Origin of the sequence: Candidatus Competibacter denitrificans Run_A_D11 (assembly GCF_001051235.1) — a bacterium.
GTDB lineage: Bacteria > Pseudomonadota > Gammaproteobacteria > Competibacterales > Competibacteraceae > Competibacter_A > Competibacter_A denitrificans.
In genome coordinates this window covers 1-12,949 of the sequence record NZ_CBTJ020000085.1, presented here as the reverse complement: position 1 = coordinate 12,949, position 12,949 = coordinate 1, and the positions used below count along the sequence as shown (strand labels likewise).

The following is a 12,949-nucleotide window of genomic DNA, read 5'->3' as shown; positions in this document are numbered from 1 at the left end:
TTTCGGGGTAGGCCATAACGTCTTCTCCAGAATGATTGCCTTGCCTACAGCCTACCACCTTGTTGAGGTTAAGCACCTTTTGTGCCGGATGTCCTCTAAGTCCCTCTTCCGGCACGGCCTTGATTTCCTCCGTCACATCGTCCTTAACCTCTCCGAGAAATTCCAGGATTTCCTCTGGACTTTGAGGTTTTTGTCCTGTACTTAGCTCCTAAATATTTTCCTGCATACAAAGATCTAAAAAAATTTTAGCCTTATTTTCCCATAATTCACCTTCCATCGCTTTTATAATCAGTTCAAATTTTGATGGCTGATCTTGCTTCAACGAACTCGTTAAAGCAATTTTCCACCCTTCAATCGATGATGCAATCATCAAATATTGAGAAAATGCTTTAGCCTCAGCCAACGGTGTAGTAACTACAGGTTTTCCTGTTATCAAATATTCTTTCAGTTTTAAGGGCGAAATTGAGTCAGTAAATTCGTTTACCAAATATGGAATAAATAGGATATCCAAACCTTTCACCAGAGACGGTAACTCTGTATAGGTAACAGGTCCAGTAAAATAAATATTTGAACAGGTTTTTGAGGGCGAAACATCTGTTACAACAGGGCCAGTCATAACAAAAGAAAAATCAGGCATACTTGAAGCAATAGCTATTAGTAGGCCTTGATCGCTCCGCTCATCAATTAGGCCAAAGTAGCCTACCCGAGGTTTCGGGATGCTGGTAAGACACGAATGTTCTACTAATGGGTTTTGTGAAAATAATGCTCTGTCAACACCATGAGTTAATAGATAGGTTGGTTTACTATACGCATGTAGTTTACTATATAGCTTATGTGAAGTTCCAATTAATATCTCAGATCTTCCTATCAGTTGATCTTCCATTTCTCCTACTAAACAATGATTGAGTCCCGGCCATTGCGTAAAATCATCAACACAATAGTAGACAGTTTTACTATTATCTAATATATCAATATAATCACAGGCATTTGGTACTGTGGAAACAACTATAGAGTTAGTTAAATTTAAATGACGGTTATTTAGCTGAATGGCTCGTCGAACTGAGTATTTATTAAACCTGCGAATTAGGAAGATCTGATTAAATGGAAGCATAAAAGGTTGACAAACATACAAAAAAATATTGTCAGATTTTCTTTTTTGCGACTCAACTTTCAGGCTTCCAAACATTTTTTTAATTTTCTTTATTATTTTATTGAAATCAGACCACGTTAATTTCGGGTTACGCATCCCAATCGTATTTACCCAAAGTACTTTATGATTTAAGGCAATATGTTTAAAAATATGCTGAGAGCTAGAGGGATGTTCACCCCAATCGTCAGAGAATACAATAAAGGAAGGTGGTATAATATCCCGCTTAAACTCATCAGATTTCATAGGTTATTTTAATTTTCTTAGGAATTACGCAGTTGGAATTCTAAAGTGATCGATTAATAGAAGATTTCGGTTGTCTGCTGCACAAGTCGATTTCTTTTAAAATCAGAGCGTTAGAGATCCAACTGCGTAACTCCTATTTCTATAAGTGAAGAGTTTTATAGGATTTTCTCATAAAGCTTCTGGTATTGGTATGCCATTGAGTGAGCAGAAAAATTTGAGGTGATAAAATCTCTGCCCCCTTGGCTTAATTTTATTCTTTCATATATGTTTGTACACTGATTTAGTCGGTTTAACAATGACTCCACATTATCAACCTCAAACAACAATCCAGTCTGTTCATGCTTGATAAGATCTGTGCAGCCAGGTATATCTGAAGCGATCACTGTAACTTGTGCCGCCATAGCCTCCATCAGACAACGAGGAATACCTTCGGACCGAGATGGTAAAACAAAAATATCAAATCCTTTCAGGAAATTTAGACGATCATCGCGAAATCCTAAGAATGCCACTTCATTCTGGATTTCTAAGCTTGATACTATTTCCTCAAGGTCTTGTCGCTGTGCGCCGCCACCTAAAAGGATTAATTTTTTCTTGGGAATTACCAACTTAGAGAAAGCCTCTAAAAGGATATCTAACCCCTTACCGGTAATAAGCTGACCAATGTAACCAATTATAAAATAACCATCATTTTTCCAAGAAAGGATTTGATCAGGTATGCTATTTATAGCATCTATTTCAGACAGATCGACACTATTACGAATTAGATATAGCTTACTTCTTAAGTAGGGTAATTTACTTAGGTCATTGAAAATAGTATCTGAAAGTGGTGCAACTGCATTGAAAAATGGAAAGACTGCCCGATCTAAAGCTTCATAGGCTTTGAGTTTAATACCGGCGTGTAAGCTCCAACCATGCGGTGTAGAAACTACACGACAGGAGGTTCGCAATGTTGCCAATAATCCAATTATATCAGTCTTATAACCATGCGTATGCAATATCTGTATTTCTTCACTTAAGATAAATTGTCTTAATTGCTTAATTGCAGAACAATTTAATCGTCCATATGCTTCAAATATATGTGTTCGGAACCCCAACTCTTGTGCTTTAGTACACAGCGGGGCTGTAAGGTCAGGCGCGTCCCGGATCACCGATACAATCGATTCTACTTTAGTAGAATCAAGATGACGAATAAGCGCCAAAATCCAGCGTTCAGCACCGTATAGCCCTGTAGGGCTGCCTAATTGCATCACTCGAATACTATTCATTGATTTTATCGAGAGTCCTGCAGACAATCTACTTCAGCCTGTTACGATATTCACTGTTCGCTACTATCATAGCAGTTGCTTTTCCACAGCCCTAGCATCATTATCCCCCAAAAAAATACGCTATGATCTCTCGATCCCTCTAAGTGCTCTTTCCACAAACTTCTTATTTTTTTTCCTTCTATAATAGTGGCAATCGGTGAATACTTATCAAGCAATATTTGCTCTATAACCGGCTTTAGCTCACTCCGTAACCACGCAGCGGCAGGTATCGAAAACCCAAGCTTAGGTCGATTTTCAAGCGATGCTGGTAGCCTCTGCGAAGCCAGTTTCCGCAATAGCAGCTTACCTTTAGAATTTTGAATCTTAAGATCAGTCGGCAATCGAGCTGCAAACTCAAGAATCCGATAATCCATCAGAGGTGAACGCACTTCCAAGGAATGGGCCATACTCATGCGGTCAACTTTCACCAAAATATCATCGGTCATGTAAAAATGAATATCAGTATCTTGGCTACGGCCTAAAGCATCTGGAGCATCACTACCAGCATAAAAAGGATAAACCATTTCTATCGGGGTAAAACCGTGCAGAGCTTGCATGAAGTCATGAGAATATAATGCTGTTCTCGTCTCATCACGTAACCAAATCAAATCTCGATAAAACGCTTCGGCATCGCTTACCGCCAAGTTTTCGAAAATAGTCTTCAACCGTAACGGCTTTGGTAGCCGAGCTGATCTTGGCCACATCGTGCCCACCAAGCCAAAAAGCGGCCGACGTAATACAGCAGGTAGCATGGCTCTGAGTCTGGATTCCAGAACATGCGGGATATAGCGAAAGGTATAGCCGCCGAACCCTTCATCACCGCCATCGCCAGATAGCGCCACTGTCACCTTCTGTTTCGCCATTTGGCAGACATACCAAGTTGGCACAGCGCTCGAATCGGCGAATGGCTCATCGAAATGCCAAGTAATCTTGTCTAAGATATCGGTTACTTGGGGTTTGACAATGAATTCGTGATGATCTGCCTGAATATGCTCAGCCACCTCCCTAGCTAGCGGTAGTTCATTAAAATCTTGAGCGTCAAACCCAATGGAATTGGTGATAACAGGCGTCTTCATCACTCTAGCCATTGACGCAGCGACCAATGTCGAATCTAATCCGCCTGACAGGAATACACCTAAAGGAACTTCACTCATCAACCGACAGCGAACCGCTTCATCCAACAGAGCGGCAAACTCTTCAGTGACTTCATCTAAGGTACGGGGGATTGGGTCAGCGAAACTCAAATTCCAATACCTTATTTCAGTACAAGCTTGCTTCGATACTCGTAAATAGCGAGACGCTGGTAGTTTCTTGACCGCTTTATAGATCGATTTCGGTGCCGGGATATAGCCAAAGGAGAAATAGCAATCCAACGCCTCCAGATCCAGTTCATCCGGGCAAAGATCCCCGACCCGCAGTGCCTTTAGCTCTGAGGCAAAGGCGAAGGTCTGGCCATTATGATAATAATACAAAGGCTTTTTTCCGACCCGATCACGCGCCAAAAACAATTGCTGATACCGGTTATCCCAGATCGCGAATGCGAACATCCCATTCAGTTTGGCAACGCATTGTTCTCCCCATTCGACATAGCCTAGTAAAATAACTTCGGTGTCGCAGCGAGTGTTAAAGCGATATCCCTTAGCCTCCAATTCATGACGAATTTCAAGAAAATTATAAATCTCTCCATTAAATACGATTTGAACTTGTCCGTTGAGTGCAGCCATCGGTTGTTGGCCGCTATTTAAGTCGATAATCGATAAACGGCGATGACCAAGAGCAGCGTGGTCATCAACATAAAAACCTTCTTCATCGGGACCACGATGACGCAAGATATCTGCCATCCGCTTAAGACGGGATAGCGCATCGGCTCGGTTATGGCCACCGAAATTAATGAATCCGGTAATACCGCACATGGCCTACCTTCAAAATACGCCCTCCCATCACCCAGATTAGCAACCAGAGATGAACGTTTCTAGGAAGAAAAATACAAATAGAGAAACTCAATGGGGCAGTTCTTTAATCGGTTTCCCCGGATTTCCGCCAATAAGATAATTGTCAGGCATCTTAGTAGTGATCACGGTTCCCGCTGAAACAATACACCCATCACCCACATCTGCCAAAATAATCGCGCCTTCCCCAATCCAACATTTTTTGCCGATAGTCACTCTATCCAAGGTTGTATTCGAACAAAGTCGGCCTATGTCATCGACATGCTGGCGTTTGCCGCTGGGAATACTAACCCGGCTGGCGATCATCACTCCATCACCAATAGAAGCAGTACCAATAATACAATAGCCACCCATCGCTATATTAGCCCCTAATTCGGCACCACGCTGGGAAAAATAAGATCCAAATCCCACATGAATTTCCCAAGAACAGCGATCCAGAAGCGTCCAATAATAAGCTGCTCTTAGATAGCTGCCTATAATACCTGGGAATAATCCAAGAAACTGACCAAGGCTAACAAAAATAGCTTCCTTAACACTCGTCTTTTTTTCTAGCCAAGCGAGTAAAACCAATGGCGATACCAGAAAAAAAGCGCTAGCGAAAACTGTTACTTTCAAAAATCTTCTTAAAATTTCGGTCAACTTTTAATTACCGGAGTTCTTCCCAAGAGCGACCGGCGAAAGCAGGTCACGGTAAATTTTTTGGTAGGCCGTAATCATTTCATCAAAAGTAAAATACTCCTCAAAGCGCTGCTGGCCAGCGCGTGCGAACATCTGTCGTTTCTGCGGATTATTTACTGCCTCCAGCAGAACGGTGGTCAACGCTTCCACTGACTCGGATGGTACTACCCAACCCGTTTGATCGTTGAACACAACTTCTGGATTACCACCAACCGCTGTAACCGCGACGGGAACGCCGGCAGCCATCGCCTCCAATAAAGCCATGGACGTCCCTTCGCTCAGACTGGACAGGACAAATAAATCCATACACTGCACCATCTGGCTAGCATCATTGCGAAATCCTGCCAAGCGAACCCGATCGGTCAATCCCAAATGGCCAATTAAGGTAACGATTTCAGAAAAAACAGGACCATCCCCAACTAGCAAACCCCGAATCTGCGGAGCTTTTTTAGTAGCTGCTGTGATGCTTCGCACTAACAAGGGAAGATTTTTTATCGGGTCAAAACGACCTACTGTACCGATGATGAAATCCTCGGGCACGAATCCACAGGCTTGCCGCAAGCCTGTTCTCGTCACATGGTCAAGTGTCGACTCTTTTCTAGCACCATTGTAAATCACTTTAATCGCTGGTTCCGCCAATCCTTCATAGCGCTCCAAGCGATCTCTCACATCTTCGGAAACCGCGATGCAGCGATGCGTAAGCGGAGCCACGACTAAACGATTGAACCAAATTCGCTTGCGGTTGAGCACTTCCGGGAAAAACCGCCCATGCTCCTCCAGCAGCAAACGCGGTGTCGGATAAATCAGCCGGGACAGTGCGCCATAAAACCATGGGGTACATTGGTGGGCATGAACAATCTGTGTGCTGTGGCGGCGAAAATACCGGGCTAACTTAAGCGGTACCGACATATCCAACCCCGGTTGCCGCCACAAGCAATAGACGGGAATCCCTTGTTCCCTTAGCCTGTATGCCCAGTGTCCCGGTTCGTCCAAACACAATACCTGTAGGTCATAATCAGCGGCCAACGCCAAGCTCATCTCAATGACCAACCGCTCCGTACCACCAGGATTTAGGCTATTAACTACGTAAGCAAGGCGGGGGCGAGTCGGAGAATTCAAGGGTTTTTAACGTGCTTGGGCTTCAAAATTTGGCCTTTGACAAACACCAGCCGCTTTAACTCCGCAATCGCCACTTTCAGTTTTCTTTGCAGAGTAGCTTTGGCTCGTGCTTTTTGTGGAAGAAAATTCTCCGGCTCACCGAAATGGTAACCGTGAAGGCGATAATCAGCATTTTCCTTTCCATGCTTCTGGAAATAAGCGTGGATATAACCATATACAGCTAAAATAACCTGCGGTCTGGTTAAGAAAGCAGTATCGAAACTGCACACATCACTCAAACAACGCTCGAAAAAAAAGCAGGCTTTCTCCGTAAAGCTCGTATATTGATCAGGTGGAGCATGTTTTGCCGCTACATGAAAGATATGACTTTTTCGAATGTCATGTGCGGGCCACGTTTCCGTAGGGATTTCTACCTTATGCAGTACATCTTTGTAGGGAGTTTCATTTTTTAGCATCCACTCCGCGTAGTGGAGGAAAGCATCACGGACGTAATAAAAATTATAATCCAACTCACCCCATTCAAGCTTGCTATCAAGATATTTGCCTAAAACCTGCAAAAATGCCAGATAGGACCATCGATACTCCGGTTCGTCCAGCTTCAAGGCAGGGATATCGTCATACGGATGGATGCAGCGTTGAATGATATCTTCGGCCTTCGATAGATAGCGGCGGTCAACCGTCAGCCGATAAGCGTCAAGCAAAGCATTAATTGAATTGCCCGCTCCGCGACCGGGCTTATGGTAAAGAGTGCTGACTGTCTGGCTGGCCCCGCCGGTTGGGCCTTCATCCAGTAATCCCAACAACGTTTGTGTACCGTCATCCATTCCAAAAACCCAAGCGGCCAGCTCCAAAATGGCTTCCGCTGCTTCTGGATCACCGGTGAGATAGTAATAAAAGAGCAAACCCGACGTGTAGTTATGCTCGTTACTCGGCCCACCGCCATAATTGCCTGAAATCCCGTTTTGTCGGCTATACGTCCGATGGGTACAAGTCCCCGCAGGCTTATAGTGATCGGTATGCCAAAACAAGCCGTGATTGTAAGCCGCCTTATCCTGATTAGTATGGTAAATGTCAATGTCGATTAGATGCCGTGCGGCAGCCTCTAATAGCAATCGCCAACGTCCATCACCGGTTCGCAGGAAATGAATTGCTGCGCCATAAATAAAGTCGTATTGGTTGTTATAGTGAGAAACCAGTACCTCCGGCCCAAGGTGATGTACGGCTTCATGGTCGGCGTATAAGTCACCAAAATTACGCCAGCCATATTCATCAATAATTTCACGCTTATTGAGAAGCGAGTTTGGACCTTCCAAGAGACTATCAATATATTGAATATAACTGTGATTAGGATCATCTGGCTGACTAACAAAATAAGAAACAGCCGCTGTTTTTTCCACCCAGCTTGGATCGACCCAAACCTGAATCGGATGCTGTAGCTGAGCTAAAACAGCCTTTTGCGAACCTAGCCCAACATCTACAAAAATTGTATGACGTTTTTGCTCTCCACCCTGTAATTCATACAGTTTTTGCCCCTCGTTTGGAAACAGGGCAACACTCAATTTACCATCCCGGTACCGCAAAGCTTTAGGGAAATTCTGCCAAAAATCCTGAACAGTTGCTGCCAACCAGCTTGAAGCGCTTATCAAATGGAGTGCTGGGGTGGCACGCTGGCCTTCAGCAAGTCGAGCTATCTTTCCATCTTTACGACTTTCAACTCGGTAGCCACAAAATCCAACTGAAAGGTTACCGAAGCAATCAATATGATTGGGCGAGTTCCAGTTTTTTCCACCACTGGAATCCTGGTATAAGGTCCATTCATTGAAATTAGCGGAGTGAGCTTCACTGGGTAGCTCAGCATACCATTTCAATTGCTCGATTGGGTCAACAAGCTGTAAATCCATTGAAAGATCAGTGAAAAAAAACGAGTTAGGATCACCAAGATCCCATAAGCCACCTGAATGAACCGCAGCTTGTGGATTTCTCAATAATAGCTCGACGCAAACGTAGGACATACCCGCAAAAAATGTTAATCGGGCCTTAAAACGCAGCGGCGATTTAACTAAATTGGCCCAAAAGCTTCCCTCAGCCACCCAAGATGCTCGCCAAGGGCCGGGCTGTTCACTCAGCCAACGCTCAATGACGGGGCGATATTGCTTACCATTACGGTCCAATAACCGAGTTGCCGATCCGGACTCTGACAGTATCTCTACTCCATCGACTTGGATGGAATTGAAAGGTAAAAATACAGTTTTAGAGATCGAGAACGTCGCAATCCCGGTAGAAACCACCAAGGCTTCCGCACTCTCTTGCCAAGATAGAACAGGAAACTGGTCGATAGCAGCAGTCTGGGTTTTATCCTGGCTCTTGGAAACCACAGTAAAACCAGCACGTTCACCTGCTTGTAAATCTGCTAAAAAATCCACCAATAACCATTTGATACTACGATCAGGCCACCAGCTTAAGGGCCGAGCTTGGCTTGGTAGCCAGCTTCCTGTGTGATCAATGACACCAGTTTCAGCACTGTCGAATACCTGTCCATGACACAGCGGAATGCCGATACGAACCGGTTGTTTTCTTCTTGCAAAGCCGTGGCGCTCTTGAAGCCACACAGGAGCATGTAAATGTGTCACAAAAATTTTTCACCCAACTGACTAGCTAATCGGCTCTAACAAAAGCTTGTCTAAAATACGCAAGTTATTTTCCCAAGAATAATGCTTTTCCACACAAAGCCGAGCATGTTCCCCAATCCGTTGAGCCTGAGCAGGATTTTTGAGCAAATTGATCACCGCTGCAGCAAAACTTTCCTCACTCTCAGCGGTGATAATTTCTTCATCAGGCACAGCTTTGATACCTTCAAAGGCCTGCGGTGTAGTAACCACGGGCTTACCCATTGCCATAGCCTCAAGAATCTTGTTCTGGATCCCCCGTGCAATACGTAATGGGACAACGCACACAGCAGCAGCGGCTAGGTAATCCCGGACATCCTCGACAAAGCCGGTTACTACAACGCCTTCAGTACGTTCCAAGTTTTTGATTTCTATAGCTGGCCGACTACCAACAATATAGAAGACCACCTCAGGAAAGGCAGATCGAATAAGGGAGAAAATGCTCTCGACAAACCAGCAGACACCTTCAATATTTGGCCAGTAATCCATGACCCCAGTAAAAACCAATGCTGGTTTTTGAATTTGATATCCTTGAGGATAGGATGGATTGAAGAAGTCAAGGTTAACACCATTAGTTACAACATTAATATTAGGTGCCGCCAATTCTTGCAGAAAAATCTTTTTTTCTTGTTCGCTTACTAAGAGCAAGTGATCAAAGGTTCCGGCTATCTGATGCTCGTATTGTAAGAGATAACGGGCTTCATAGTGGTAGATCAGACGCTTCAAACCCGTTGCTTGTTCAGCATATTGAACCCACTTATACGAATCCACATCAATCAGATCCATGATACGAACCATGGGTTTTGCAGCCCTATTTTTATAGGTAGATCGAAAATAATATTCCGCCATCGGCGATGAAAAACACAAAATAACATCAAAGTCAATTCGTTCAAATAAAGCGTCTATTTTTTTCTGTAGCCTGCTTGAATAGAAGTAACATACTGAGACTGATTTTTTTTTTAGCAAGCTACGCAAACAAAAAATCTTCTTTATTTGCGACCGAATAGTCTCAAAGACAAATCCTTTAACTTGGGATTGAAGTTGAGCAACATATTGAATATCGTTCTTGTCATCAATCAGGCTACCCAGATAGATCTCATGATTTTTAATTAAATAGCACAAAATATTATAAGAACGAATTTTATCGCCTTTGTTCGGGGGATATGGGAGGCGATGGGTCAGAAATAGTATACGCATTAATGATGTCACAAACTGATATATTTTCGGATTCTAGGACCAATGATCTTAGTGAGAGGTACAGGCAGTTTTTTCCAGCACTCTATCGCTTTTCTCATTTTATCTTGATTGGCTTGATCGCTCCAGCCTTGATCGCCAGTTTTTGAAAAGCGATACCAATAGAGCGGCTCAGACCTTGCTCCCCATTGTTCCTTAAATTTGTAAGTACCTTCGCCAGGAGTAGAGCGGCCAAAATCAAAAAACTGGTAACCATTTTGGCATGCAAATTCCAGCATCGACCAATAAAGTAGCATATTGGGTGCCAGATGGCTATAGCGGCGCAATGATGAGGCCCAAGGATTAGACAAGGTGTCTTTAAATCCAATAGTTACACCACCAGCTAGGGGTCTTCCATTATTATAAATGATGCACACATTTGCGGCATTAGGAAATGTTATTAGGGTTTCGGCGATAAATTTTTTCGAATGGACAGGTGAACCTAAGTCACGCATATTTTCCGCAAAAATATTATAAAAATCATCAATGAGTTCAATACCACCAATTTTTGCGATCAATCCTTCCTTAATAGGTTTGCGGATTTGGCTCCTAAGTTTTGGTTTAAAGGATGCCATAAGAAGACCCGGGTCGATCGGCAGATCAATAAGCATTCGGACTTTATTGATACTTGGCAAAGCGAATACGTACCAATCCGTAAAAATTTTTACTCGTTTCAGCCTGTATGGCAGGATCTCATCTATAAATTCTTGGTCATCCAGACAGGCTAGGGGTTGATACTGACGTAGTTCCAAAGTAGGTACACGAAGCGTATCAGCAACCTGCAACCCCTGCTCAATCAGCATTCGCTCAATATTTCTATCGATTGAGAGTATTCCGCCAGAATCACAAAACGGCATTGAAATTAAGCTATCGCTAAAAAGATACCGTGTAATATGAACGAGAGGAAGATAACCGACCACACTCTCATTTTCGTTACAAAATAAATTATTGGCATGAGGGAACATAATTTCAGATGCTTTTTTCAAAAGCATATATGTTTTAAAATTGTAAGCAGCCTCAATAGCATTGCTCCATCCTGGCAAATGATAAACACAACCATATTTATGCCCACTTAAAAAAGCATTAAACCTTAACAAGTTGGCGCTATCTAGAATTAGTCTCTGTTGCTCCATTTATAAACCCAGAACCCTATCTGACTAGAAAACTCTAAGTTGTTTTATATTTAAGTAGACGCGATGTTCGACTTTTAGGCGATCAGGCTCACAAGTTGGAGGTTTGAACGACCGATTTGCAGGTTGATGAACAGACCCAAGGTGTGGGCTAAGATTTTTCGAGTGATGCGATGGGTCAAGTGCCAAGCATCCCGCGCCCAGATTTTCTCGAAATGGAACGGCCCGGTCAGTTGACCGATGACGGTTTCCACGCGGCGGCGGGTGCGCGTGAGTTGCCGGACGGCCCAAGGGGGGCGAGGGTCGTTCATATTAGCCCGTAAGGGCGTTTGCAAGTCGATCCCGACGGTGGCGAGTTCGGTCTGAAGCCAGGTGCAGAGGTAGCCCTTGTCGCCGATTACCCTGCCCTGGAAACCTTCGGTCAACTCCCAAAGCGCCTCGCGTTCATCCCCGGTCGCTGCGGTGACCGTGCACGCGGTGATCGCGCCGTTGAGAGTGATCAGTAGATGGCCGTGAAGTCCGTAATAATACTGGCCTTTTGCGGCACAATAACCTAAATCTGCGACCTCAGGGAACAACCGGCATCGGGACATCCGGGTCAGTGCACAGACCGGCCGAGGGCAGCCATCCACCCGACGTAGAGGATCAGTCGCCGCACCCAACTCCATCAGCAGACGCTGATGAAGCCACTGATTGACAACCCACAGGTGGGCCGCTTGCTGGGCAAATGGGATTCGCGATCCGAGATTTGGAAACCACGATCCCCAATGACGATGAAAATACGTCCAAAGACCCACATCGGTATCCAATCCCAGAAACTCACCGACCATCTCCAGCGTGATCACTTCACTATCGGCTCACTTCGGGGCAAAGCCCCGTTGGCGCAAGCGCCGATTTCCCAGCACAGTTTCCAGATGGTCTTCTACCCAGCAAAACACCGTGATGATAAAGTCTTCCAGCGGCATGGCGGCCTCTTCGTGCGGTTGAGGTGGTTGGTTCCTCTCAGCTTAACTCAGACCCTCATGCCGCTTCAGCTTGCCCTATCGTGCTACCTCCCTTCGAAAAGTCGAACATCGCGTTTAAGTAGGTAATCGTAAATTATCAGGTGTTCGAACTCAGTATTTTAAATGAGTTAATACTGTAAAAACCGGCTGAACTTTTGCTCAGGTACTTATGCTCATCATTTTAATGAGCTATCATTGTAAAAGATGGCTAAGATTTATGTAAAGTACCAAGTATTTTTTTGATTTGTCTAATTTTATAGGCTAAAAAACTTGGTACACACGACTTCAGAAATTCAACATATGGTTGTTGAGATGTAGGTGAATTTTTTATTAACTCAATTGCTCTTTGCCGTGCTATATCATTTCTATCCTCTAGCCCATCCGATTACCCACAATTTTCAACATGCTGTAATATATTGATATTTTGACGAGGTCGTGATGAGTTGGGTAGTCCGGGAACTGGGGATGTGGAA

General features: G+C 44.1%; 8 protein-coding genes and 2 pseudogenes. 1 reads left to right on the top strand and 9 read right to left on the bottom strand.

All coding sequences use genetic code 11. From position 1 onward, the window contains the following. Nucleotides 1-94: 94 nt before the first annotated feature. Nucleotides 95-205: pseudogene (locus BN873_RS21480) on the top strand (IS4 family transposase); the annotation flags it as partial. Nucleotides 206-208: 3 nt separating this feature from the next. On the opposite strand, the gene BN873_RS20155 reads toward BN873_RS21480, so the two are convergent. From BN873_RS20155 to BN873_RS14870, 9 genes and pseudogenes are all read right to left on the bottom strand, one after another. Next, nucleotides 209-1,393, bottom strand: coding sequence for a glycosyltransferase family protein (locus BN873_RS20155; RefSeq protein WP_139031742.1), 1,185 nt, complete (start codon nt 1,391-1,393; stop codon nt 209-211). Between the two features lie 155 nt (nt 1,394-1,548). Beyond that, a complete protein-coding gene (locus tag BN873_RS14905; RefSeq protein WP_048675439.1) occupies nt 1,549-2,658 on the bottom strand; it encodes a glycosyltransferase in 1,110 nt (369 codons plus the stop codon). A gap of 50 nt (nt 2,659-2,708) precedes the next feature. Then, nucleotides 2,709-4,610, bottom strand: coding sequence for an asparagine synthase (glutamine-hydrolyzing) (gene asnB / locus BN873_RS14900; protein ID WP_048675435.1), 1,902 nt, complete (start codon nt 4,608-4,610; stop codon nt 2,709-2,711). An 87-nt stretch (nt 4,611-4,697) separates the two neighbouring features. Further along, on the bottom strand, nt 4,698-5,285 hold the full coding sequence (locus tag BN873_RS20150; protein WP_139031741.1) for an acyltransferase: 588 nt from the start codon (nt 5,283-5,285) through the stop codon (nt 4,698-4,700). A gap of 3 nt (nt 5,286-5,288) precedes the next feature. Then, nucleotides 5,289-6,443 (bottom strand): glycosyltransferase, encoded by a 1,155-nt coding sequence (locus tag BN873_RS14890; RefSeq protein ID WP_277921600.1) that lies wholly within the window; start codon nt 6,441-6,443, stop codon nt 5,289-5,291. Then, the gene (locus BN873_RS14885) at nt 6,440-9,073 is read right to left on the bottom strand and encodes an RIFT barrel domain-containing protein (protein ID WP_139031740.1); all 2,634 of its coding nucleotides are present in this window, start codon (nt 9,071-9,073) and stop codon (nt 6,440-6,442) included. Before BN873_RS14885 ends, BN873_RS14890 begins: the two co-directional genes overlap by 4 nt. A 21-nt stretch (nt 9,074-9,094) precedes the next feature. Then, on the bottom strand, nt 9,095-10,306 hold the full coding sequence (locus tag BN873_RS14880) for a TIGR03087 family PEP-CTERM/XrtA system glycosyltransferase (RefSeq protein WP_048675423.1): 1,212 nt from the start codon (nt 10,304-10,306) through the stop codon (nt 9,095-9,097). Between the two features lie 8 nt (nt 10,307-10,314). After that, entirely contained in the window at nt 10,315-11,475 is a 1,161-nt protein-coding gene (locus BN873_RS14875; RefSeq protein ID WP_082161325.1) for a GNAT family N-acetyltransferase, read from the bottom strand. A gap of 74 nt (nt 11,476-11,549) precedes the next feature. Further along, a pseudogene (locus tag BN873_RS14870) lies at nt 11,550-12,437 on the bottom strand (IS982 family transposase). Nucleotides 12,438-12,949 lie beyond the last annotated feature (512 nt).